Source organism: Mycolicibacterium pulveris (assembly GCF_010725725.1).
GTDB classification, from domain to species: domain Bacteria; phylum Actinomycetota; class Actinomycetes; order Mycobacteriales; family Mycobacteriaceae; genus Mycobacterium; species Mycobacterium pulveris.
Window position 1 is genome coordinate 4,470,309 of record NZ_AP022599.1, and the last position, 23,060, is coordinate 4,493,368.

Consider the following 23,060-nt stretch of genomic DNA (forward strand, 5'->3'; position numbering starts at 1 on the left):
CAGACCCTAACGCCGATTCGGGCCGGGCGCGCCAAAGTCGCCCGGCCCGAACGGTCAGCCGTGCTTACACGTCGTAGTACAACGCGATCTCATACGGGTGCGGCCGCACCTGCACCGGCAGGATCTCGTTCTCCCGCTTGTAGGAGATCCAGGTCTCGATCAGATCCTCGGTGAAAACCCCGCCCTCGGTGAGGTATTCGTGATCTTCCTCGAGCCGGTCGATGACCGCCGACAGGGACGTCGGCGCCTGCGGGATGCTCGCGGCCTCGTCGGGCGGCAACTCGTAGAGATCCTTGTCGACGGGAGCCAGCGGCTCCATCTTCTTCTTGATCCCGTCCAGGCCGGCCATCAGCATCGCCGCGAACGCCAGGTACGGGTTGCCCGAACTGTCCGGGCAGCGGAACTCCAGGCGCTTGGCCTTCGGGTTGTTGCCGGTGATCGGGATGCGCACGCATGCGCTGCGGTTCCGCTGGCTGTACACCAGGTTGATCGGCGCCTCGTAGCCGGGCACCAGCCGCTTGTAGGAGTTCACCGTCGGGTTGGTGAACGCCAGCAGTGACGGCGCGTGGTGCAGGATGCCGCCGATGTAGTGGCGCGCGGTGTCGGACAGGCCCGCGTAGCCCGACTCGTCGTGGAACAGCGGCTGACCGTCCTTCCACAGCGACTGGTGTGCGTGCATACCGGAGCCGTTGTCGCCGAACAGCGGCTTGGGCATGAACGTCACAGTCTTGCCGGCCTGCCATGCGGTGTTCTTGATGATGTACTTGAACAGCAGCAGGTCATCGGCCGCGTGCAGCATCGTGTTGAACTTGTAGTTGATCTCGGCCTGACCGGCGGTGCCGACCTCGTGGTGACCGCGCTCCAGGACGAAGCCGGCGTTCTGCAGGTTGGTGCACATCTGGTCGCGCAGGTCGACGAAGTGGTCATACGGCGCGACGGGAAAGTAGCCGCCCTTGGGGCGGACCTTGTAGCCGCGGTTGACGCTGCCATCGGACTCGACCGCCTCGCCGGTGTTCCACCACCCGGCCTCCGAGTCGATCTCGTAGAACGTGCTGTTCATCTGCGAGTCGAACGACACCGAGTCGAAGATGTAGAACTCGGCTTCGGCGCCGAAGTAGGCGGTGTCCGCGATGCCGGTGCTGGCCAGGTAGTTCTCCGCCTTGCGGGCCACGTTGCGCGGGTCACGCGAGTACGCCTCACGGGTGAACGGATCGTGCACGAAGAAGTTGACGTTCAGCGTCTTGGCGGCGCGGAACGGGTCGATGCGTGCGGTCTCGGGATCCGGCAGCAGCATCATGTCGGATTCGTGGATCGACTGGAATCCCCGCACCGACGAGCCGTCGAAGGCCAGGCCGTCTTCGAAGACATCCTGCGTGAAGGCCGTAGCCGGGATCGAGAAGTGTTGAACGACGCCGGGCAGATCGCAGAACCGAATGTCGACGTACTCTACGTCTTCGTCCTTGATCAGCTTGAGAATGTCGTCGGCGGTCTTTTCTGCCACTGAGTTCTCTCCTTATATTTCGTAACCCGCGCGTTGACGCTAAGGACACGATGTTGCACGGTCGTCAACCGTATGTTGCGCCGAAGTTACGCAATGTCGCCTCGGTGGCTGGATGCTGGCGGCCGATGGCCCCGGACGGGTCCACACATATCCTGTCACCATGGCCCGCGCAATGGGGTCCTGGTTGTCGGGACCGAGCAGTGACCTGGGACCCAGCGACTACCCGGGACAGCGTCTCGGCTTGCCCGAGACCGGCCCGGGCTCGATCGCCCGGTTCGGCAGGCGCATCGCCGCGCTGCTGATCGACTGGTTCATCGCCTACGGGCTGGTGGGGCTGGTCGTCGGGGTCGGGCTGGTCAGCCGGGACGATTTTCTGTACACGCCGATGGGGTCGACCTCGATCGCGCTGGTCTGGCTGCTGCTGGGCATCATCTCGGTGCGGCTGTACGGCTTCACCCCCGGCCAGTTCGCGCTCGGGTTGCGCGTGGCCTCGATCGACAACCGGATGCATGTCGGCCTCGGCCGGGCCACGGTGCGCGGGCTGCTGGTGTTCTTCATCGTGCCCGCGTTGTTCACCGACGGCGACCTGCGCGGTTACCAGGACCGCTTCACCAACACCGCCGTCGTGCGCCGCACCTGACGTCCGGGCCGCGGCCCGGCCGGTTCCGTCGAACCTGAGCTTGTGCTCACAAAACCGGCGATTTTGCGAACACAAGCTCAGTTTCGGCGAAGAAGGCGAGAGGGTCAGCGACGCCGGACGGTGCGCTGCACGCCGCGCATCTTGGCCTGGGCCGGCAGCGGGCCCTTCGGCATGGCGGCGGGCCCGGCCTTGGTGCCCAGCGCGGCCAACCGGGACTCCAGCGAGTCCATCTGCTTGACGGTGATGTTGGCGGGCAGCTTGTTGAGGTGCCGTTCGAGCTTGGCCAGCGGCACCTCGCCCTCGCCCTTGCCGATGATGATGTCGTAGATCGGCACGTCGCCGATGACCCGGGCGGTGCGCTTCTTCTCCTGGGCGAGCAGCGGCTTGACGCGGGTGGGGGAGCCCTCGCCGACGAAGATGACGCCGGGTCGCCCGATCACCCGGTGCACCGCGTCGAAGTGACCGGTGGCCGCGACGCCCGGTGTGACGCGCCACTTGCCGCGCATGTTCTCCAGCGCCCATGCCGCCGCCCCGGTCTGTCCTTCGGCCTTTCGGTAGACCGACTTCTGGGCGCGCCTGCCGAAGATGATGAACGCCACCAGCGCGCCGAGCACGATGCCCAGCGGAATCATCATGTAGGTGCTGAACCCGCCGGATATCAGGCCCAGCGCCACCGAGGCGCCCACGATCAGCACGAACGCGCCGATCATGTAGGGCAGCAGCCGCTTGTCCTCTTTGCGCTGGATCTGGAACGCCTGCCACAGCTGCGTGCGGCGCTGCTTGGATGCCGCTTTTCGGGCCGCCTTCGCCTCGGCCTTCGCGGCCTTGACCTCAGCGGGAGTGCGCTTCTTCGCCATTCACTCAGGATACGGACGCGGATTTGGCCTGGGCATACAGCCGCCCCGCCCGATACGACGAGCGCACCAGCGGCCCGGACAGCACCCCGGCGAACCCGAGGTCGGTGGCGAACCGCTCGTGCTCGACGAACTCATCCGGGTGCACCCAGCGTTCCACCGGGTGATGGCGCACCGAGGGCCGCAGGTACTGGGTGATGGTGACGATGTCGCAGCCTGCGTCGCGCAGATCGGTCAGCGCGCTGCGCACCTCCTCGGGGGTCTCGCCCATCCCGAGGATGAGGTTGGACTTGGTCACCAGCCCGAACGCGCGCGCCGCCGTCAACACCTGCAGGCTGCGGTCATAACGGAATCCCGGCCGGATCCGCTTGAAGATGCGCGGCACCGTCTCGATGTTGTGCGCCAACACTTCCGGACGCGACTCGAAGACCTGCTCGAGCAGCGGGGCGGACCCGTTGAAGTCCGGGATGAGCAACTCGACGCCGGTGTCGGGGTTGAGCGCCTTGATCGCGCGCACCGTCTCGGCGTACAACCACGCACCGCCGTCGGGCAGGTCGTCGCGGGCGACCCCGGTGACCGTCGAATAGCGCAGCCCCATCGCATGCACGCTTTCGGCGACGCGGCGCGGCTCGTCACGGTCGAGTTCGGCCGGCTTGCCGGTGTCGATCTGGCAGAAGTCGCACCGCCGGGTGCACTGCTCGCCGCCGATGAGGAAGGTGGCCTCGCGGTCTTCCCAGCACTCGTAGATGTTCGGGCAGCCGGCTTCCTCGCAGACGGTGTGCAGACCCTCGCGACGCACCAGCGACTTCAGTTCCTGGTACTCCGGGCCCATCTTGGCGCGGGTCTTGATCCACGGCGGCTTGCGCTCGATCGGCGTCGCGGCGTTGCGCACCTCCAGACGCAGCAGCTTGCGGCCTTCCGGGGATACGGTCACGTCGTCAATGCTACTGACAGGCGCCCGTCGAGGGCGTCGCAGACGGCGTCGGCCACCGGCCCGATCACCTCATCGACGCCGACGCGGCGGCCCAGTTCGGCGCTCAGCGAGGTCACCCCCGCGTCGGAGATGCCGCACGGCACGATCGCGGAGAAGGCGTCCAGGTCGCAGTCGCAGTTCAGCGCGAACCCGTGCAGCGTGGTCGCCCGCGACACCCGGATCCCGACGGCGGCGACCTTGCGGGCCGGTCGCGGCCCGGCTGCAAGCTCGGAGGTGTCGTGTCCAGGCACCCACACCCCGGAGCGCCCCGGCACCCGGCCCGTCGCCAGCCCGAGGTCAGCGCACACCTTGATCAGCGATTCTTCAAGGCGCCGAACGAAATTCACCACATCGATCGGTTCGGCGAGCCCGACGATGGGGTAGCCCACCAACTGTCCCGGCCCGTGCCAGGTGATCTTGCCGCCCCGGTCGGTGTCGATCACCGGGGTGTCGTCGACGGGACGCTCCTCGGGCTCGGTGCGCCGGCCCGCGGTGTAGACCGAGGGATGCTCGAGCAGCAGCAGCGTGTCCGGACCCCCGTCGATGCGGGCCTCGGCCAGCTCCCGCTGCAGCTGCCAGGCCGTGTGGTAGTCCACGCGGCCCAATCGGCGCACGTCAACCGGCGATGACGCCGACCGGATCGATCCTGCCGTCATGCGTTTGAATCTACGTGTCCGTGGGGGCGGTGGCGAACGCCAGCGCCTCGCCGATGGTGTTGTGGCCAAACTGAAAACCCGCGTTCTCCAGCGCGGCGGGGATGGCGCGCTGGCCGCACAGCAGCCCCTCGTCGGCGAACTCGCCGAGCAGGGCGCGCACGGCGAAGCCGGGCACCGCCAGGGGGGTCGGCCGGCCCAGCGCCCTGCCGAGCGCCGCGGTGAACTCGGCGTTGGTGACGGGCGCGGGCCCGGTCACGTTGACCGGGCCGGACAGTTGGCGGTTGTCGATCGCGAACATCAGCGCGCGGACCTCGTCCTCGATGCTGATCCACGGCATGTACTGGCGGCCGTTGCCCAGTCGGGCGCCCAGGCCCAGCGAGAACAACGGCTTCAACCGGCTGAGGATCCCGCCGGACGGCGCGAGCACCAGCCCCGAGCGGGCCAGTACCACCCGCGCCCCGGACTGCGCGGCAGGCAGGGTCGCGGCCTCCCAGTCTCGGCACAGCTGTGCGAGGAACCCGCTGCCGGGCGGGGCGGATTCGTCGGTGATGCGGCTGCCGGTGTCGCCGTAGTAGCCGACCGCGCTGGCGTTGATCAGCGTCGGCACCCCGGCCGCGGCGACCGCGGCGGCCAGCACCTCGGTCGGGCCGATGCGACTGTCCCGCAGGCTCTGCTTGAACGCCCCTGACCAGCGCTTGGCGCCGAGGCTGACACCGCAGAGGTTCACCACGGCGTGCACGCCCGCCAGGGCGCCGGCATCGAACTCGCCGGTGTCGGGATTCCAGAACACCTCGTCGGCGTTCGACGGGGCGCGGCGCACGATGCGCAGCACCCGGCGATCGGTGGCGCGCAGCGCGTACACCAGCGCCGTGCCGATCAGGCCGGACGATCCCGCGACTGCGATGACGGCTTCGGACACGACAGGCGAACGCCCTTCTCTATCGGCCCGCTACAGGCCCAGGTCCGCCTCGAAGGCACCCTCTTCGAGCCGGCGCTTGATGGTGGTCAGGAACCGGCCGGCGTCGGCGCCGTCGATCAACCGGTGGTCGTAGGTCAGCGGCAAATAGCACACCGACCGGATGCCGATCGACTCGTTGCCGAGCTCGTCGACGATCACCCGGGGCCGTTTGACGATCGCGCCGGTGCCCAGCATCGCCGCCTGCGGCGGCACCAGGATCGGGGTGTCGAACAACGCGCCCTGGCTACCGATGTTGGTGATGGTGAACGTGCCACCGGACAACTCATCGGGTTTGAGGTCGGCCGACCTGGCGCGCGCGGCGATGTCGGCTATCGCGCGGGCCAGCCCCGCCAGCGACAGGTCGCCGGCGTTCTTGATCACCGGTGACAGCAACCCTTGTTCGGTGTCGACCGCGATCCCGAGGTGCTCGGCGTCGTAGTAGGTGATCTCCTTGGTTTCCTCGTTGTAGCTGGCGTTGACGTTCGGGTGCGCCTTGAGCGCGTCGACCACCGCGACCGCGATGAACGGCAGGTACGTCAGGTTGACGCCTTCGCGTTCGGCGAAACTGGCCTTCGCACGGGCCCGCAGCGCCACGATCTTCGTCATGTCGACCTCGTGGGTCTGCGTCAACTGCGCTGTCGCCTGCAGGGATTCGCGCGTCTTCTTGGCGGTGAGCTGACGGATCCGGCTGGCCTTCTGCGTGGTGCCGCGCAGATGGGCCAACGCCGGCGCCGGAGTCGGCTCCGGCTTGGCCGCCGGTGCCGCGGACGGCTGCGGGGCCGGCTCGGCCGCCGCGAGCACGTCCTGCTTGCGGATTCGTCCGCCGACACCGGTGCCCTTCACCGTGGAGAGGTCAATGTCGTTCTCGGCGGCCAGTTTCCGCACCAGGGGCGTGACGTACGGTGCGGAATCGCCGGTGGGTTGCGGCTTTGGTTCCGGCTTGGGCTCGGGCTTGGGCTCGGGTTTGGGCTCGGGTTTGGGCTCGGGTTTGGGCTCGGGTTTGGGCTCGGGTTTGGGCTCGGGTTTGGGCTCTGCCTTCGGCTCCGGCTCGGGTTCGGGTTCGGGTTCGGGTTCGGATTCCGGCTCGGCGGCGGGAGCCGCACCGGCCGGGCCGATCTTGGCCAGCTCGCCGCCGACCTCTACGGTGTCGTCCTCTTCGGCGGTGATCGACAGCAGCGTGCCTGCCACCGGGGAGGGAATCTCGGTGTCGACCTTGTCGGTGGAGACCTCGAGCAGTGGCTCGTCGACCTCGACGGTGTCGCCGACTTTCTTCAACCACCGCGTCACAGTGCCCTCGGTCACCGACTCGCCGAGTTCGGGCATCAACACCGGCGTTGCTTCGCCGCCGCCGCCATCGCCGCTCTGCGCCGGTGGAGCCGGGGTCTCGGCCGGCTCCTCCTGCTCTTCGGCGGCCGGTTCGGGCTGCGCCGCCGGCTGTTCGGCGGGCTTCTCCTGCTCGGCGGGCGCTTCACCGCCGCCGTCGTCGCCGTCCTCGCCGGCGTCACCGATGACGGCCAACTCCCCACCCACCTCGACCGTGTCGTCCTCCTGGGCGATGATCTTCTTCAGCACACCGGAAGCGGGGGAAGGAATCTCGGTGTCGACCTTGTCGGTGGACACCTCCAGCAGCGGCTCATCCTGTTCAACCGTGTCGCCCTCTTGCTTGAGCCAACGGGTGACAGTGCCTTCGGTGACGCTTTCACCGAGTGCGGGCATCTGAACGGAGATGGCCATATATCGACTCCCTCGCTCCCTTGAACGGTCAGTCTCTTGCCGGGTCGATCGTCGTAACCCATCCTTTCACGTCTGCGCACCTGGTTCGCTTCAGACCTCGCGACGATTTGCTCTGGCACTATCTTGGTAGGTAGACGAAAGGAAGCACCACCCGAGTGGGACTGTTCGACAAATTTCGGCGTGGCGGACGCGGCGCCAAGGGAAGCGCGAGCGACCCGGCGGACGATCTGCGATACCTGCGCCGGTGGGTCGCCGAGCACACCGGTGTCGAGGCTTTCGTCGAACCCAAGACCACCGTCACCGACGTCACCGTGGTGCTGGTCGCCGCCGACGGGGAGTGGACGCGGCGGCCGACCGGGGGAGAGGCCGGTGCCCGACGGCTTTCGCAGCGCCTCAAGATCCCGGTCTACGACGTGCAGAAGGTCGGCTATCCGCAGCGGATGCGCGACTTCGACGAACGGCGCCGCATCGAACGCCGACGTGCCGCCCGCAGGGAACTCGAGGAGTCCTGAACGTCTGCCCGCGCACGCGGCCGGCCTGATACGTTACCCGCGGTCCCACTAACTTCAGCTGGAGGTGTGATGGGCGACGTCACCGAGCGGTTCGTCGACAGCGCAGACGGTGTCCGCATCGCGGTATACGAGCAAGGCAACCCCGACGGGCCAACGGTCGTGTTGGTCCACGGCTGGCCGGATTCCCACGTCGTATGGGACGCCGTGGTGCCGTTGCTGGCCGACCGGTTCCGGATCGTGCGCTACGACAATCGCGGCGTCGGCAGAAGCTCGGTCCCCAAGAACGTCGGAGCCTACCGGATGTATTGCTACGCCGACGATTTCGCCGCGATCCTCGCCGAGGTGAGCCCGGGTGAGCCGGTGCATGTGCTCGCGCACGACTGGGGTTCGACGGCGGTGTGGGAGTACCTGTCTCGCTCGGGGGCCCGCGAGCGTGTCGCGTCGTTCACCTCGGTCTCCGGACCGAGCGCCGACCACGTCAACCGCTACGTCATCGACAATCTCAAGCGTCCGTACCATCCGCGGCAGTTCGGCAGGGCCCTGCGGCAGCTGCTGGCGTTCTGGTACATGGCGCTGTTCTCCATCCCGGTGGTGGGCCCCGCGGTGGTCCGACGCGGTTTTCGCGCCGGGACGGTGGCACGGCGGTTGCAGCGCGAGGGCATCACCGCCGAGCGGATCCTGCATTCCGACAACGTCGCCGCGGACGCCGTCAACAGCCTCAGGGTGTATCCCGCCAACTACTTCCGCTCCGTGACCACCGCGAGAACCGACCACTATGTCGACGTTCCGGTGCAGCTCATCGTCAACCTCGCCGACCCGCACGTTCGGCCCTACGTCTACGACGACACCAAGAAATGGGTGGCGCGGCTGTGGCGACGCGACCTGCACGCCGGGCACTGGACGCCGATGTCGCACCCGCAGCTGCTCGCGCAGTCGGTGCACGAGCTCGTCGACCATCTCGAAGGCAGGCCGGCCAGCCGCGGCCTGCGCCGCGCCGAGGTTGGCAGGCCGCGCGAATACTTCGGTGACACACTGGTTTCGGTGACCGGCGCCGGTAGCGGCATCGGTCGTGAGACCGCGCTGGCGTTCGCCCGGGAGGGCGCGGAAGTGGTCGTCAGCGACATCGACGAGGCCAGCGCAAAGGACACCGCCGCCACGATCGCCGCGCGCGGCGGGGTGGCGCACGCGTATCGCCTCGACGTGGCCGACGCCGACGCGGTGGAACGCTTCGCCGAGCAGGTCTGCGCCGAGCACGGCGTGCCCGACGTCGTGGTCAACAACGCCGGGGTCGGGCACTCCGGGCTGTTCCTGGACACCCCGCGTGACGAATACGAGCGGGTGCTGGGGATCAACTTCGGTGGAGTCGTCAACTGCTGCAGGTCCTTTGGCCGGCGGCTCGTGGACCGCGGGATCGGTGGCCACATCGTCAACATCTCGTCGATGGCGGCCTACGCGCCGCAGCAGGCCATGAACGCCTACGCCACCAGCAAGGCCGCGGTGTTCATGTTCGGCGACTGCCTGCGCGCCGAGCTGGACCAAGCCGGCGTCGGGCTCACCACGGTGTGTCCCGGGGTGGTCAACACCAACATCGTGCACACCACCCGGTTCGACGCGCCCGCGGGTAAGCAGGCCAACGTGGAGGTGCGGCGGGCGCAGCTGGAAAGGCTGTTCGCCGCACGGCGATACGGCCCGGAGAAGGTGGCCAAGGCGATCGTCTCGGCGGTCAAGAAAACCAAGCCGATCAGACCCGTCGCGCCGGAGGCCTACTTCGTCTACGGCGCGGCCCATCTGCTGCCGCAAGCGATGCGAAGCACCGCCCGCGCCCGCGTGCTGTAGCCGCCGAAACGGACGCTCTGGCGGATTTGCGAGCCCGGAAACCGCCATGTCGTCGGTCTCGGCGAACGCGGAGAGGGCTAGCCGTTGGCGGCGATGTCCTCCAGCACCGCGAACATCGTGCGCGTCGGCACGCCCGTGCCACCCTTGCCGGTGTAACCCCATGGCCCGCCGGTGTTGTATGCCGGGCCGGCGATGTCGATATGCGCCCACTGCACACCCTCGGGGACGAACTCGCGCAGATACGTGCCCGCGACCAGCATGCCCGCGTAGCGCGAACCGCCGACGTTGGCCAAATCGGCGACCGTGGACTTGAGGTCTTCCTTGAGCTCCTCGGGCAGCGGCATCGGCCAGCCGTTCTCGCCAACGCGCTGCGAGAGCTCGGCGACGCGGTCGCGGAACTCGTCGCTGCCCATCACGCCGGGCGTGCGTGCGCCCAGCGCGACGGTCTGCGCACCCGTCAGCGTCGAGGTCTCGATCAGGTAGTCGGGCTGGTCCTCGCCGGCGCGCACGATCGCATCCGCGAGCACCAGCCGACCCTCGGCGTCGGTGTTGAGCACCTCCACCGTGATGCCGCCGTACTGGGTGAGCACGTCACCGGGCCGCTGCGCGGTCGACGACGGCATGTTCTCGGCCATCGGCACCGTCGCGACGACATCGATCGGCAGCTTCTGCTTGGCGGCCAGCACCACGGTGGCGATGACCGCGGCCGCGCCGCCCATGTCGGAGGTCATGTGGTGCATGTTGGCCGCCGGCTTGATCGAGATGCCGCCGGTGTCGAATGTGATGCCCTTGCCGACCAGCGCGACACGTTTGCCGTTGCGCTTGGCGCCCTTGTGGGTCAGCCGCACCAGCCGCGGCGGGCGCGACGAGCCCTTGCCGACGCCGATGATGCCGCCGTATCCGGCCTTCTCGAGCGCCTTCTCGTCGAGGATCTCCACCTGCAGTCCCGCGGCCTCCCCCAAAGCCTTTGCGCGCTTGGCGAATTCGGCGGGAAACAGGTGACTTGGCGGGGTGTTGACCAGATTACGCGCGGTCGCCACCGCGGTGGCGATATCAGCGGCGCGCTGCGCGGCGTCTTTCTGCCCCTTGGCCGACGTCAGCGCGGTGATCGCCCGCAGCCCGGCGTCCTTGGGCGCGGTCTTGTCGCTGCGGAAGTCGGTGAACCGGTAGGCGCCGAGGATCAGCCCCTCGACGGTCGCGCCCAGATCGATGTCCGACAGCGTGGTCAGTGCGGTCTCGGCGCCGTTGAGCGAGCGCGCGGCCACCCCGGCGACGCGGCGGACGACGTCGGCGTCGTACTCGTCTCGCCGCTTGCCCAGCCCGACCGCGAGCACGCTGCTCACCGGCAGCGACGGCACCACGACGCGGGTGATCTGCTCGACGCCGCCCTTCGCGTCCAGCGACTCGAGGGCGGCCTCGATCTCGCCGACCGCCTCGGCGCCGAGGAACGGGTTGGGCACGACACTCGGCGCCACCCCGTCGTCGTCTCCGCTGACCACGGGCACGATCAGCACCGACGAGTCGACCTTGCGCTTGGGCAGCGACGAGCTGACGGAGACGCTGGGGGCTTGGTAACCGTTTGCAGGGCTCACGAGGCCTTACCCTAGCCGTCAGGGGCCGGCCCGCAGGTCGTAGGCCCGCACCGGGGCATCGAAACCCTTGAGCACCAAGTCTTCCTGGGGCACCGCGGGCCAGTTCTCCAGCTCGTCGAAGACGTCGGCACCGGCGAGGATCTGCCCGGGTGTCGCGGCGGCGACCAGCCGCGCCGCCAGGTTGACGGGGTTGCCGAAGTAGTCACCGCCGACGGCCAGCACCGAGCCGTAGCCCAGGCCGGCGCGGACCTGCAGCCCGGCCTCGCGTGCTCGCGGGTGTTCGACCAGGTCGACGGCGACCTTCACGAGCAGTTCAGGGGTCGAGGTCACCCACATCACCTCGTCGCCGATGAACTTCACCACCCGGCCGCCGTCGACGTGCACCAGATCGCTGACGACACCGCCGAAATCGATCAGCAGATCGGACAGCTCGGTGGGGGAGAGCCGTTGGGTCAGGGCGGTGAAACCGGTCAGGTCGGCGAACCCGACACCGCAGATGACGATCGCGGACTCGTCACGGATGACGCCCTCGAAATGGGCGCGGGCGCTGGTGATGTGCTGGCGGAACACCGCGTCGATCAGCACGCTGAAGCGTTGCGTCACCTCCGACACCGCGCGGTAGGCCCGCGCGGTGGTGAGCTCATCCTGGGTGTGGGTCATCTGGATGTCGGGCCGCGCGACGCGGATCATCGACGAGCCGGCCTCGGCGAGCCGCGACATCGACGCGCCCAGCACCCGCAGAAACGCCAGCGCGGCGTCGTCGCCGACCGCTGCCTTGACCTGAACCCACACCGTCAGCCCGTCGAGGTCGGCCCGGCTCAGCGCCGGCTCGTCGGGATCGGCGACGCTCAACCCGAGCGCCGCCCACGCGCGGCGCAGCTCGTCGAGCGACACGCCCAGCTCCTCGGCGGCGCTGCGCAGGCTGAACTCCGGGCGTCCCGACCACTGCAGCACGTCGCCGGCGAGGCCGAAAAGCCGCCCGCGCCGCTCGGCCTGCACCATGTCTTCCACGGTGAACCCGAGCCCGTCGAGGTATTCGATCAGGGCGGCCCGGCGGTGCGCGTCGGCGATGCCCGCGGCTTGCAGCGCATCGAGATCAACCACGGCACAAGTGTGACAAGCCCAACGCCACATTAGGGTGGATCGGCGTGAGCGAGATATCGAAGGGCCCGCTGGAGGACCGGCACCGCGAACTCGGCGCCAACTTCGCCGAATTCGGTGGCTGGCTGATGCCGGTCTCGTATGCCGGAACGGTCACCGAGCACACCGCGACACGCAACACCGTCGGTCTGTTCGACGTCAGCCATCTGGGCAAGGCGCTGGTGCGCGGACCGGGAGCCGCCGACTACGTCAACTCCGCGTTCACCAACGACCTGCGCCGGATCGGACCGGGCAAGGCGCAATACACGTTGTGCTGCACAGAATCCGGTGGTGTGCTCGACGATCTGATCGCCTACTACGTCTCCGACGACGAGATCTTCCTGGTACCCAACGCCGCCAACACCGCCGCCGTGGTGGCCGCGCTGCAGCAGCACGCGCCGGCGGGCGTCACGATCACCAACGAACACCGGTCCTACGCCGTGCTCGCGGTGCAGGGGCCCAAGTCCACCGAGGTCGTCGCCGCGCTGGGGCTGCCGACGGACATGGACTACATGGGCTACGTCGACGCCGAATTTCACGGCGTGCCCGTGCGGGTGTGCCGCACCGGCTACACCGGCGAGCACGGTTACGAACTGCTGCCACCGTGGGAACAGGCGCAGGTGGTCTTCGACGCGCTGGTCGAGCAGGTACGCGCGGCCGACGGCGAACTGGCGGGGCTCGGCGCCCGTGACACGCTGCGCACCGAGATGGGATATCCGCTGCACGGCCACGAGCTCTCGACGGAGTTCTCGCCGCTGCAGGCACGCTGCGGATGGGCGATCGGCTGGCGCAAGGACGAGTTCTGGGGCCGCGACGCGCTGCTTGCCGAGAAGGAAGCCGGGCCGGCGCGGTTGTTGCGCGGCCTCAAGGCGCTCGGTCGCGGGGTGCTGCGCGCCGATCTCACCGTGCTCGACGGTGACCGCGCGGTCGGGGTGACGACGTCGGGAACCTTCTCTCCGACTTTGAAGGTCGGGATCGCGCTGGCGCTGATCGACACCGCCGCCGGCGTCGCCGACGGCCAGCGCGTCACGGTCGACGTGCGCGGCAGGCCCATCGAATGCGAGGTGGTCAAGCCGCCGTTCGTGGCGGCGAAAACCCGATAGTCAGCGCATATACAATCGCTTCATGACTGACGGCCCCCTCGAGTTCACGGTTGAGCGCAACGCATCTCCGGCGAGCGACGAGGTACGGGCGTCGATTCTGGCCAATCCCGGGTTCGGCCAGTACCACACAGACCACATGGTTTCGATCGACTACGTCGAGGGCAAGGGCTGGCACAACGCCCGCGTGATGCCGTACGGCCCCATCGAACTGGATCCGTCGGCGATCGTGCTGCACTACGCACAAGAGGTGTTCGAGGGCCTGAAGGCCTACCGGTGGGCCGACGGGTCCATCGTGTCGTTCCGGCCGGAGGCCAACGCGCGCCGGTTGGGCACCTCGGCCCGCAGGCTGGCCATCCCCGAACTGCCCGAAGGCGTGTTCATCGAGTCGCTGCGCCAGCTGATCGCGCTCGACGAGGCCTGGGTTCCGCCACCTGGCGGTGAGGAGTCGCTGTATCTGCGGCCGTTCATCTTCGCCACCGAGGCCGGTCTCGGGGTGCGTCCGGCCAACGAGTACCGCTACATGGTCATCGCCTCACCCGCCGGGGCCTACTTCAAGGGCGGCGTCAAGCCGGTCAGCGTGTGGCTGTCGACCGAATACGTGCGGGCCTGCCCCGGCGGCACCGGAGCGGCCAAGTTCGGCGGCAACTACGCCGCGTCGCTGTTGGCCCAGGCGCAGGCCATTGAAAACGACTGCGACCAGGTCGTGTGGCTGGACGCCGCCGAACGCCGCTTCATCGAGGAGATGGGCGGGATGAACCTGTTCTTCGTGTTCGGCAGCGGCGGATCGGCACGGCTGGTCACCCCCGAGCTGAGCGGCTCCATTCTTCCTGGCGTCACTCGAGATTCCTTGCTGCAGTTGGCAACCGACGCCGGGTTCGCCATCGAGGAACGCAAGATCGACGTCGACGAATGGCAGAAGAAGGCCGCGGCGGGCGAGATCACCGAGGTGTTCGCGTGCGGCACCGCCGCCGTCATCACCCCGGTCGCGCGGGTCAAGCACGCCGAAGGCGAGTTCACCATCGCCGACGGCGGGCCGGGGGAGATCACCATGGCGCTGCGCGACACGCTCACCGGCATCCAGCGCGGCACGTTCGCCGACACCCACGGCTGGATGGCCCGGCTGAACTGAGTTCAGCCCACCGCCAGGCCGACGGCGGTCAACGTCGTCGTGACCTCGATCGCCGCGCCCAGCACGTCACCGGTGATGCCGCCGAACCGGCGCACGCAGTGCGCGACCAGCAGCGCGGCGCAGGCCAGGGCGGCGATCACCGCCACCGGGCCCTGCCACGGGCGCGGCCCGGCCAGCGCCGCCAGACCCGCCGTCGCCAGCACCCACAGCGCCACCACGGCCAGCGGCTGGGTGCCCGCCACCCGGGCACCGAGGGAGCTGCCCGCCGCGGCGGGCACCGATCTGCGGCACGCCGCGACCGCGGCCACCCGGCCCGCCGTCACCGCCACGATCACGCCGACCACGCCGAGCTCGGCCAGCGCGAACGCCTGGGCCAGAATCACCACGACGACGGCCGCGACCCCGAACGGGCCCGCCGAGCCGTCGCGCATCACCTCCAGCGCCCGCTGCGCGGGGCCGTAACTGCCCAGCCCGTCGGCGGTGTCGGCCAGCCCGTCGATGTGCAGCCCGCGCGTCGCGAGCAGCAGCACCGTCACCGCCGCCACCCCGCCCAGCGCGCTGCCCGAACCGAACGCCACGCCCGCCACCCACAGCACCCCGGCGGCCAGGGCGCCCAGCGCCAGGCCCACCAGCGGTAGCGCGGTCAACGCCCCACGCCCGACGGGCGCGGCGCCGCGCACCGGAACGATGCTGCCGAACGCGAAAGCCGCGGCGACCGAGCCGATCACCTGGACTACTGCTCCTCGGCGGCGCGGCTGATACCCGCTTCGTCGAACGTCGCCATCGACGCCAGCGCTGCCACCGCCGCCCGCAGAATCGGCAGCGCGACCGCGGCGCCGGTGCCCTCGCCCAGCCGCATCCCCATGTCGACGATCGGGTCCAGCCCCAGGCGCTGCAAGGCCACCGTGTGCGCGGGCTCGGAGGAGCGGTGGCCCGCCTGCCACCACTGCCGGGCACCCGGCGCGAGCTGCTCGGCGACCAACGCGGCCGCACTCACCACCAGCCCGTCCAACAGCACCGGGGTGCGGCGCACCGCGGCCTGCGCGCAGAACCCCGCCATCGCGGCCACGTCGGCCCCGCCGCACATCCGCAGCAGCGCAACGGGATCCCCGCCCGACGCGCGCGAGCGATACAGCGCGTCACGGATCGCAGCGGTCTTGCGCGCCCACCCGACGTCGTCGACGCCGGTGCCGCGGCCCACCACGGCGACCGGTTCAGAATCGGTCAGCGCCGCAATCAAAGTCGTTGCCGGCGTGGTGTTTCCGATTCCCATGTCACCGGCGATCAGCAGGTCGGCGCCGGAATCCACCTCGTCGTCGGCGATCTGGCGACCGGCCTGCAGCGCGGCGCGCACTTCCTGCGCGCTCAGCGCGTCCTCGACGGCGATGTTTCCGCTGCCGCGACGCACCTTGTGCTTACCGATCGACGCCGACGGCGCGTCCTCGACGTCCACCGCGATGTCGGCCACCCGCACGGTGGCCCCCGCCACCTCGGCGATCACGTTGATCGCGGCGCCGCCTGCCTCGAAGTTGGTCAGCATCTGCGCGGTCACCTCGGTCGGATACGCCGACACCCCGGCCGCCGCCACGCCGTGGTCACCGGCGAACACCACCACCCGGGCCCGGTGAAACGGGCGCGGCGGGCAGCTGCCCTGGCAAGCGGCCACCCACACCGACAGGTCCTCCAGCCTGCCCAGCGAGCCCGGCGGTTTGATCAACCGGTTCTGGCGGGCGCGGGCCTCCGCCGCGGCGTCCTCGTCGGGTGCGGTGATGGGGGGAAAGTCGGTCACGGCCGGGCCTCCGCCTGCCCGGTGTCCTTGACCGTGACGGGCTGGCCGGCGACGACGAGCACCACGCGGTCACACAGGGCGGCGAGCCGCTGGTTGAGCAGGCCCAGCTCGTCGGCGAAGCGCCGTCCCGCCTCGGTGGGCGGCACGACGGTCAGCCCGACCTCGGGGCTGACCAGCGCCAGCGGCGACGCGAACCCACGCACCGCGTCGAGCAGGTCGGCGACGTCGTCGGCCACCGAGCCGCCGCGCCACGCGCCGCTGCGGTCCATCGCCGCCGTCAGCCAGGAACCGATGTCGTCGACGAGCGTGGCGGCGCCCGGGGCGGAGCGCAATTGCGTTGCCACATCGGTCGTTTCGACCGTCGACCAGGAAGTGGGCCTGCGGCTGCGGTGCGCGGCGACCCGGGCCTCCCAGTCGGCATCCCCGGCGGGGGCGGGGCCGGTGGCCAGATAGCAGACCGGCTGCGAGCCGGTGACGGCCGCCGCGATCGCCGACTCGGCCCATTGGGACTTGCCCGAGCGGATGCCGCCGAGCACCAGCATGCGCACCGGGCTCAGGTGACCTTGTCGCCGCGGTTGACCTGGGGGCGGGGCGCCCGCATGCGACGCAGCTGCGAAGCGCGGCTGGCCGCGTAAAAGCCCAATCGCCAACCGGATTCGTTGTTGCCGGGGAACTTCGCGTCGACCAACCGGTTGACCTTGCGGCCCAGCACGAACCCGTCGATCACCATGATCAACACGAGCAGCAGCATCGCGGGGGAGATCAGGCGCTGCACCTCCACCGACGGCACGGACAGCATGACGAAGATCAGCGCGAGCGCGCTCGGCATGAACAGGCCGAGCACGTTGCGGCGCGCATCGACGACGTCGCGCACGAACTTGCGGATCGGGCCCTTGTCCCGCGGCAACAGGTAGGCGTCCTCGCCGGCCATCATCTTCTCGCGGCGCTCTGCCATCTCGGCGCGGCGGGCGAGTTTGTCGGCTTTGCGTTCCTCGCGGGTCAGCGTCTTGCGCATCTCCTTGCGGCGTCGGCGGGCCTCGGCGGTGGTCATCGGGGCGGGCGCGACCGGGCCCCGTCTGCGGCTGGACTGGCTGCGCTTGGGTGTCGGCCTCCCTTTGGGCGGGGTGGTGCGCGGCGGGGCGCCTGCATCCGAAGCCTCGGTGGTGTCTTCGGACACATCTGATTCCGGTGTTTCGTCGTCGTGTTTCTTGCGGCCCAGCAGGTTCACGCCTGCCAGGTTACTTCCGCGGCGTCGCGACGCTGCGCCGAGCTGTGGACAAACTCGGGAATAGCGGCGTGAGGGGGTACCGTTGTTCAGGTACGCCGCACATGCTGAGGCTATACAGGAGACGTAATGACAGTTCAGAACGAGTCGTCAACCGGGACCGCCACCCACGGCGTGACCCTCAGCGACGCCGCCGCAGCCAAGGCCAAGGCGTTGCTCGACCAGGAGGGCCGCGACGACCTCGCGCTGCGCATCGCCGTTCAGCCGGGCGGCTGTGCCGGCCTGCGCTACAACCTCTTCTTCGACGACCGGACCCTCGACGGTGACCTGACCGCGGAGTTCGGCGGCGTCAACCTGACCGTGGACCGGATGAGCGCACCCTACGTGCAGGGCGCCGTCATCGACTTCGTCGACACCATCGAGAAGCAGGGCTTCACTATCGACAACCCGAACGCCACCGGCTCGTGCGCCTGCGGCGACTCGTTCAACTGAGCTGAGCTCTCAGTACTGTCCGGTGCGCGGTAGATAGGAGCACACCAGCACGTCGTTGTCGTAGGCCAGTAGCTGTGCGACGGCCTGCTGCTCTTGCGGGCGGGGCTGGCCGCGCCTGGTGGTGCTGGCCGGCGTGACGTTCATCGTGAACAGCACCTGCGCCTGATGCGGCGAGGACCTCACCATTTTGTCGATCGACGCCACCTGCGCCTGGCTGTACTGCTTGCGGAACGCGTCGCTGGACAGCCCGGCCAGGGCCAGATCCGAGCGGCGTTCCTTGACCGCGTCGAACAGGCCGCACAACGTGTGCCGGGCCACCGTCTCGTCGTCCCCGTTGGACAGGGCGTCCAGGTACTCCTGGATGGCGGCCTTCGCCGACGCATCGGTGAGCGCTCCGGAGGCGGCCGGGCTGTCGCCGCCGCGGTCGGCCAGCACGAGCGCGGCCACCAGGCCGGCGATCACCGCCAACGCCAGCACGGCACCGACGATCACCGGCCACCTGCGCCTCTTCTTGTACTGCACAGGCGGCGGCAGCATGCCCGGATATGCCGCGCCCATGTCGGGATAGGGCTGCGCGGCGGTCTCCGGGCCGCCGGACGGCGGAAAAGGCTGCTGTGGAAACGATTGCGGGTACGTTTGCGGGCCTGCCGGACCTGCGCCGAATTCGGGCGGATACGGACCGGCCATAGATTTGCTCCCCGGGGATGTGCGTCGGAATGTCTCTGTCTACAGTGACCGCGCGGACACTTGTAGGCAGGTTAGCGCACTTGTCACGCGGTCCCACGGCGACAAAGGTGAACCCCGGGCTGGATAAAGTATCTAGGCGGCTTAACTGATGAAGGGTGACGTTTAGTGACCATTGCGGTGACCGGATCCATTGCGACCGACCATCTGATGAGGTTCCCCGGGCGGTTCTCTGAGCAGCTGCTGGCCGATCACCTGCAGAAGGTGTCGCTGAGCTTCCTGGTCGACGACCTGGTGATTCACCGTGGCGGCGTCGCCGGGAACATGGCCTACGCGGTCGGGATGCTCGGCGGGGACGTGGCGCTGGTCGGCGCGGCCGGTCAGGACTTCGACGACTACCGCGGCTGGCTCCAGCAGGTGGGGGTGGACTGCGACAGCGTGCTGATCTCCGATTCCTCCTACACCGCCCGGTTCGTGTGCACGACCGACGACGACATGGCGCAGATCGCGTCGTTCTATCCGGGCGCCATGTCGGAGGCCCGCAACATCTCGCTGGCCGACGTGGTAAAGCGGGTCGGCACACCGGAATTGGTGATCATCGGCGCCAACGACCCCGAAGCGATGTTCTTGCACACCGAGGAGTGCCGCAAGCTGGGGCTGGCGTTCGCCGCCGATCCGTCGCAGCAGCTGGCCAGGCTCAACGGGGAGGAGATCCGCCGGCTCATCAACGGTGCGACCTACCTGTTCACCAACGACTACGAGTGGGACCTGTTGCTGCAGAAGAGCGGCTGGAGCGAGGCGCAGGTGATGAGCCAGATCGGCCTTCGCGTCACCACCTTGGGCCCCAAGGGCGTCGATCTGGTCAGCTCGAAAGGCGAGTTCATCCACGTCGACGTCGTTCCCGAGAAGTGCCAGGCCGATCCGACCGGCATCGGCGACGCGTTCCGTGCGGGCTTCCTCACCGGGCGCAGCGCAGGCCTCAGCCTGGAACGCTCCGCGCAGCTGGCGTCTCTGGTCGCGGTGCTGGTGTTCGAGGCGCCCGGGCCGCAGGAGTGGACGTGGAACCGCGACGAGGCGGTGCAACGCCTCACCGACGCCTACGGCGCCGAGGCCGCCCAGGAGATCAACAAGGCGCTGACCAAGTAGCCGGCCTCACAGCTGGACCGGGTACGTCGGCTCGCTGATCTGTGGGGTGGTGCTGCGCTCGACGAAGATCGCGTGCCACAGCAAAAAGATCAGCAGCGTCCACAGGCGGCGGCTGTGATCGCTTGTGCCGCTGCGGTGTTCGTCGAGCATGGTGCGCACTGCGGCCAGATCGATGAGCTCACCGGCCTGCGACGAGCCGACCATCGTGTGCGCCCAGTCCAGCAGATCTCCGGCCCGCAGCCAGTGCCTGATCGGCACGGGGAAGCCCAGTTTCGGCCGGTTGAGCACGTGCGCGGGCACGATCGGTTCCAAGGCGCGCCGCAGCGCGTATTTCGTGGTGGCCCGGGTGATCTTCTGGTCGAGCGGCAGCCGTGCGGCCACCGCGAACACCTCGGGGTCCAGGAACGGCACCCGCAGCTCCAACGAATTGGCCATCGTCATCTTGTCGGCCTTGACCAGGATGTCGCCGCGCAACCAGGTGAACAGATCGATGTGCTGCATGCGCGCGACCGGGTCGGCGCCCCGCGACTCGGCGTAGAGGGGTGCGGTGATGTCGGTGTGGGTCCACTCCTCGCGGAACCCCGGCAGCACGGCGCGCAACTGCTCGTCGGAGAAGCTGCGGGCGTTGCCGTAGTAGCGCTCCTCGAGCGTGAGCGATCCGCGGTGCAGCAGGCTTTTGCCGCGCATGCCCTCGGGCAGCGGCCGCGACGCCTTGCCGAGCGAGCGACGCACCGGGCGGGGGAGATAGTCAAAGGCCCGCAGCGACAACGGTTCCCGGTAGATGGTGTAGCCGCCGAACAGTTCGTCGGCGCCTTCGCCGGACAGCACCACCTTCACGTGCTTGCGGGCCTCGCGGGCGATGAAGAAAAGCGGCACCAGCGCCGGATCGGCCACGGGTTCGTCGAGGTACCACACGATTTCGGGAAGCGCGCTGACGAACTCGGTCTGGCTCACCACCTTCGTCACGTGGCGGGCCCCGATCGCCTCGGCCGACGCGACCGCCACGTCGACCTCGGAGAACCCCTCCCGTTCGAACCCGGTGGTGAAGGTGATCAGCCGCGGGTTGTGCCGCATGGCCAGCGCGGCGATCGCGGTGGAATCGATACCGCCGGACAGGAAGGCGCCCACCGTGACATCGGCGCGCATGTGCTTGGCGACCGAATCCTCGAGCACCGCCGTGATCTCGTCGTAGCGGGCCTGTTCCTCGCCGGGACGAAACGGAACTGGGGCGAACCGCGGCGTGAAATAGCGCGTCACCTGCGGCGGTTGGCCAGGCCGCACACGCCCGTAGCTGCCCGACTCCAGCCTGCGCACGCCGCGGTGCAGCGTCTCGGGCTCGGGCACGTACTGCAGCACGGTGTAGTGCTGCAGCGCGCGGTGATCCAGCGTCTGGTCGATGCCGATCTGCTCGGCCAACTCCAGCAGGCACTTCTTCTCGCTGCCGACAACGGTGCCACCCGGCCCGGTCGCCATGAACAGCGGTTTGATGCCGAACGGGTCTCTGGCACAGAACAGTTCGCTTTCCACGGTGTCCCACAGCGCGAACGCGAACATGCCGCGCAGCCGGTTCAGCGCCTCGGTGCCCCAGTGGTGATAGGCCGCGATGATGACCTCGCTGTCGCCGTCGGTGGCGAACACCACACCGAACTCGGAGCGCAGCGCCTCCCGCAGCTCCAGATAGTTGTAGATCTCGCCGTTGAACACCAGCACATAGCGGTCGGGCGACGCCGGCGGGCCCCAGCGCAGCGGCTGATGGCTGTGCGCGATGTCGATGATCGACAACCGGTTGAAGCCCAACACGCTCACCGGACGCTGCGGGTCGTCGACCCACGCGCCGGGCTCGTCGGGTCCGCGGTGCCGCATCAGGTGCGTGGCCGCAAAAACCGCGTCGACCAGGTCAGATGGCACATCGGCGGACGGATTTCGCACCAGGGCCAGCAGTCCGCACACGGCGCCAGTATGCCGAATAGCGAGGTGCGTCGAGACCAGCACCCACTCGTGGTCTACGCTGCGTAGTATTCGGCCTGGCTCACGACTTCTAGGGAGGGCTCCAGCGTGACACCTCGCGTGTTCCGGGTGGCGGCGTTGTCGGTCGTCCTGGGCGGCACCGCACTGCTGCTCAGCGGCTGCAGCTGGTCAGACGTTTTAGGCCTCGGCTGGCCGAAGGGCATCACGCCGGAGGCGCACCTGAACCGGGAGCTGTGGATCGGTTCGGTGATCGCGTCGCTGATCGTCGGCGCGATCGTGTGGGGCCTGGTCTTCTGGAGCGCCGCGTTTCACCGCAAGAAGAAGACCGACACCGAGTTGCCGCGCCAGTTCGGCTACAACATGCCGCTGGAGTTGGTGCTGACCGTCGTGCCGTTCCTGATCATCTCGGTGCTGTTCTACTTCACCGTGGTGGTCCAGGAGAGGATGCTGCACAAGGAACCCAATCCCGAGGTCGTCGTCGACGTCACGGCGTTCCAGTGGAACTGGAAGTTCGGCTACCAGCAGGTCGATTTCGCCGACGGCACCTTCACCTACGACGGCGCCGACCCGGAGCGCAAGGCCGCGGTGGCCTCGGGCCCCGAGGGTCTGGAGGGCCCGCACGGCGGCGAGTACGGCACCATCGCGGGTAAGCACCCCGCGGACCGCACCTACCTGAACTTCGACAAGGTCGAGACGCTGGGCACCTCCTACGAGATCCCGGTGCTGGTGTTGCCCGTCGGCAAGCGCATCGAGTTCCAGATCGCCTCGGCCGACGTCATCCACGCGTTCTGGATCCCCGAGTTCCTGTTCAAACGCGACGTGATGCCCAACCCGGAGGCCAACAACTCCGACAACATCTTCCAGGTCAGCGAGATCAACCAGACCGGCGCCTTCGTCGGCCGCTGCGCGGAGATGTGCGGCACCTATCACGCGATGATGAACTTCGAACTGCGGGTCGTGGAGCCCAACGACTTCAAGGCGTACCTGCAGCAGCGCATCGACGGCGCGACGAACGCCGAGGCGCTCCGGGCGATCAACCAACCACCGACGGCGATCACCACGAGGCCGTTCGATGTCCGCCGCGGCGAGCTGGCACCGCCGATCGCCGACGCCAGCAAGTAGGGGTAG

The 23,060-nt window shown here is 68.8% G+C and carries 22 protein-coding genes; 8 read left to right on the forward strand and 14 right to left on the reverse strand.

Features of this window, described 5'->3' with window-relative positions; genetic code table 11:
- Positions 1-64: 64 nt before the first annotated feature.
- Positions 65-1,501 (reverse strand): type I glutamate--ammonia ligase, encoded by a 1,437-nt coding sequence (glnA, locus tag G6N28_RS21650; RefSeq protein ID WP_163903862.1) that lies wholly within the window; start codon positions 1,499-1,501, stop codon positions 65-67.
- 160 nt (positions 1,502-1,661) lie between these two features.
- Here glnA and G6N28_RS21655 point away from each other — a divergent pair, with 160 nt between their 5' ends.
- On the forward strand, positions 1,662-2,141 hold the full coding sequence (locus G6N28_RS21655) for an RDD family protein (RefSeq protein ID WP_128106796.1): 480 nt from the start codon (positions 1,662-1,664) through the stop codon (positions 2,139-2,141).
- Positions 2,142-2,245: 104 nt separating this feature from the next.
- Here G6N28_RS21655 and G6N28_RS21660 read toward each other — a convergent pair whose 3' ends face one another.
- From G6N28_RS21660 to sucB, 5 genes are read right to left on the reverse strand one after another with little or no spacing between them, the layout of a single operon-like run.
- Entirely contained in the window at positions 2,246-2,998 is a 753-nt protein-coding gene (locus G6N28_RS21660) for a DUF4191 domain-containing protein (protein ID WP_163903864.1), read from the reverse strand.
- Between the two features lie 4 nt (positions 2,999-3,002).
- Positions 3,003-3,929: a lipoyl synthase gene (lipA, locus tag G6N28_RS21665; protein WP_163903866.1), complete on the reverse strand. Its 927-nt coding sequence runs from the start codon at positions 3,927-3,929 to the stop codon at positions 3,003-3,005.
- A complete protein-coding gene (gene lipB, locus G6N28_RS21670) occupies positions 3,926-4,624 on the reverse strand; it encodes a lipoyl(octanoyl) transferase LipB (RefSeq protein ID WP_163903868.1) in 699 nt (232 codons plus the stop codon). The genes lipA and lipB overlap by 4 nt, the downstream gene beginning before the upstream one ends.
- A gap of 10 nt (positions 4,625-4,634) precedes the next feature.
- The gene (locus tag G6N28_RS21675; RefSeq protein WP_163903870.1) at positions 4,635-5,543 is read right to left on the reverse strand and encodes a TIGR01777 family oxidoreductase; all 909 of its coding nucleotides are present in this window, start codon (positions 5,541-5,543) and stop codon (positions 4,635-4,637) included.
- A gap of 30 nt (positions 5,544-5,573) precedes the next feature.
- Entirely contained in the window at positions 5,574-7,316 is a 1,743-nt protein-coding gene (gene sucB, locus G6N28_RS21680; RefSeq protein ID WP_163903872.1) for a 2-oxoglutarate dehydrogenase, E2 component, dihydrolipoamide succinyltransferase, read from the reverse strand.
- A 155-nt stretch (positions 7,317-7,471) separates the two neighbouring features.
- Between sucB and G6N28_RS21685 the strand changes: the two genes are divergently transcribed.
- Both G6N28_RS21685 and G6N28_RS21690 read left to right on the forward strand, forming a co-directional pair.
- The gene (locus G6N28_RS21685; RefSeq protein ID WP_163903874.1) at positions 7,472-7,828 is read left to right on the forward strand and encodes an oxidoreductase; all 357 of its coding nucleotides are present in this window, start codon (positions 7,472-7,474) and stop codon (positions 7,826-7,828) included.
- 69 nt (positions 7,829-7,897) lie between these two features.
- Positions 7,898-9,664 (forward strand): SDR family oxidoreductase, encoded by a 1,767-nt coding sequence (locus G6N28_RS21690; protein ID WP_163903876.1) that lies wholly within the window; start codon positions 7,898-7,900, stop codon positions 9,662-9,664.
- A 77-nt stretch (positions 9,665-9,741) separates the two neighbouring features.
- On the opposite strand, the gene G6N28_RS21695 is transcribed toward G6N28_RS21690, so the two are convergent.
- The gene (locus G6N28_RS21695; RefSeq protein WP_163903878.1) at positions 9,742-11,256 is read right to left on the reverse strand and encodes a leucyl aminopeptidase; all 1,515 of its coding nucleotides are present in this window, start codon (positions 11,254-11,256) and stop codon (positions 9,742-9,744) included.
- Between the two features lie 18 nt (positions 11,257-11,274).
- On the reverse strand, positions 11,275-12,390 hold the full coding sequence (locus G6N28_RS21700) for an adenylate/guanylate cyclase domain-containing protein (RefSeq protein ID WP_163903880.1): 1,116 nt from the start codon (positions 12,388-12,390) through the stop codon (positions 11,275-11,277).
- 14 nt (positions 12,391-12,404) lie between these two features.
- On the opposite strand from G6N28_RS21700, the gene gcvT reads away from it, so the two are divergent.
- Together gcvT and G6N28_RS21710 are read left to right on the forward strand one after the other, a co-directional pair.
- Positions 12,405-13,499, forward strand: a complete 1,095-nt coding sequence (gene gcvT, locus G6N28_RS21705; protein ID WP_163903882.1) for a glycine cleavage system aminomethyltransferase GcvT — start codon at positions 12,405-12,407, stop codon at positions 13,497-13,499.
- A 22-nt stretch (positions 13,500-13,521) separates the two neighbouring features.
- Positions 13,522-14,628 (forward strand): branched-chain amino acid aminotransferase, encoded by a 1,107-nt coding sequence (locus tag G6N28_RS21710; protein WP_163903884.1) that lies wholly within the window; start codon positions 13,522-13,524, stop codon positions 14,626-14,628.
- A gap of 2 nt (positions 14,629-14,630) precedes the next feature.
- Here the strand turns inward: G6N28_RS21710 and G6N28_RS21715 are convergent, their stop codons facing one another.
- Genes G6N28_RS21715 through G6N28_RS21730 form a run of 4 tightly spaced genes read right to left on the reverse strand, consistent with a single transcriptional unit; the run spans position 14,631 to position 17,645 of the window.
- On the reverse strand, positions 14,631-15,356 hold the full coding sequence (locus tag G6N28_RS21715; protein WP_163903886.1) for an adenosylcobinamide-GDP ribazoletransferase: 726 nt from the start codon (positions 15,354-15,356) through the stop codon (positions 14,631-14,633).
- Positions 15,357-15,361: 5 nt separating this feature from the next.
- Positions 15,362-16,417 (reverse strand): nicotinate-nucleotide--dimethylbenzimidazole phosphoribosyltransferase, encoded by a 1,056-nt coding sequence (gene cobT, locus G6N28_RS21720; protein WP_163903888.1) that lies wholly within the window; start codon positions 16,415-16,417, stop codon positions 15,362-15,364.
- Positions 16,414-16,965, reverse strand: a complete 552-nt coding sequence (locus tag G6N28_RS21725; RefSeq protein WP_163903890.1) for a bifunctional adenosylcobinamide kinase/adenosylcobinamide-phosphate guanylyltransferase — start codon at positions 16,963-16,965, stop codon at positions 16,414-16,416. Before G6N28_RS21725 ends, cobT begins: the two co-directional genes overlap by 4 nt.
- Positions 16,966-16,970: 5 nt before the next feature.
- Entirely contained in the window at positions 16,971-17,645 is a 675-nt protein-coding gene (locus G6N28_RS21730) for a DUF3043 domain-containing protein (RefSeq protein WP_163903892.1), read from the reverse strand.
- A gap of 126 nt (positions 17,646-17,771) precedes the next feature.
- On the opposite strand from G6N28_RS21730, the gene G6N28_RS21735 reads away from it, so the two are divergent.
- Complete coding sequence (locus G6N28_RS21735) at positions 17,772-18,134, forward strand: HesB/IscA family protein (protein WP_163903894.1); 363 nt, start codon at positions 17,772-17,774, stop codon at positions 18,132-18,134.
- A gap of 9 nt (positions 18,135-18,143) precedes the next feature.
- Here the strand turns inward: G6N28_RS21735 and G6N28_RS21740 are convergent, their stop codons facing one another.
- On the reverse strand, positions 18,144-18,821 hold the full coding sequence (locus G6N28_RS21740; protein WP_163903896.1) for an Rv0361 family membrane protein: 678 nt from the start codon (positions 18,819-18,821) through the stop codon (positions 18,144-18,146).
- 165 nt (positions 18,822-18,986) lie between these two features.
- On the opposite strand from G6N28_RS21740, the gene G6N28_RS21745 reads away from it, so the two are divergent.
- Positions 18,987-19,964 carry a carbohydrate kinase family protein gene (locus G6N28_RS21745; RefSeq protein ID WP_163903898.1) on the forward strand — a complete coding sequence of 326 codons (978 nt, stop codon included), beginning with the start codon at positions 18,987-18,989 and terminating at the stop codon, positions 19,962-19,964.
- Positions 19,965-19,970: 6 nt separating this feature from the next.
- Here G6N28_RS21745 and asnB read toward each other — a convergent pair whose 3' ends face one another.
- The gene (gene asnB / locus G6N28_RS21750) at positions 19,971-21,914 is read right to left on the reverse strand and encodes an asparagine synthase (glutamine-hydrolyzing) (protein ID WP_163903900.1); all 1,944 of its coding nucleotides are present in this window, start codon (positions 21,912-21,914) and stop codon (positions 19,971-19,973) included.
- A 105-nt stretch (positions 21,915-22,019) separates the two neighbouring features.
- Here asnB and ctaC point away from each other — a divergent pair, with 105 nt between their 5' ends.
- A complete protein-coding gene (ctaC, locus tag G6N28_RS21755) occupies positions 22,020-23,054 on the forward strand; it encodes an aa3-type cytochrome oxidase subunit II (protein ID WP_163903903.1) in 1,035 nt (344 codons plus the stop codon).
- Positions 23,055-23,060 lie beyond the last annotated feature (6 nt).

Bases quoted from the DNA above. Each gene is read 5' to 3' on its own strand.
- G6N28_RS21655 (WP_128106796.1), top strand. From the start codon at position 1,662: ATGGCCCGCGCAATGGGGTCCTGGTTGTCGGGACCGAGCAGTGACCTG.
- G6N28_RS21660 (WP_163903864.1), bottom strand. From the start codon at position 2,998: ATGGCGAAGAAGCGCACTCCCGCTGAGGTCAAGGCCGCGAAGGCCGAG.
- lipB (WP_163903868.1), bottom strand. From the start codon at position 4,624: ATGACGGCAGGATCGATCCGGTCGGCGTCATCGCCGGTTGACGTGCGC.
- sucB (WP_163903872.1), bottom strand. From the start codon at position 7,316: ATGGCCATCTCCGTTCAGATGCCCGCACTCGGTGAAAGCGTCACCGAA.
- G6N28_RS21690 (WP_163903876.1), top strand. From the start codon at position 7,898: ATGGGCGACGTCACCGAGCGGTTCGTCGACAGCGCAGACGGTGTCCGC.
- G6N28_RS21700 (WP_163903880.1), bottom strand. From the start codon at position 12,390: ATGTGGCGTTGGGCTTGTCACACTTGTGCCGTGGTTGATCTCGATGCG.
- G6N28_RS21710 (WP_163903884.1), top strand. From the start codon at position 13,522: ATGACTGACGGCCCCCTCGAGTTCACGGTTGAGCGCAACGCATCTCCG.
- G6N28_RS21735 (WP_163903894.1), top strand. From the start codon at position 17,772: ATGACAGTTCAGAACGAGTCGTCAACCGGGACCGCCACCCACGGCGTG.
- G6N28_RS21740 (WP_163903896.1), bottom strand. From the start codon at position 18,821: ATGGCCGGTCCGTATCCGCCCGAATTCGGCGCAGGTCCGGCAGGCCCG.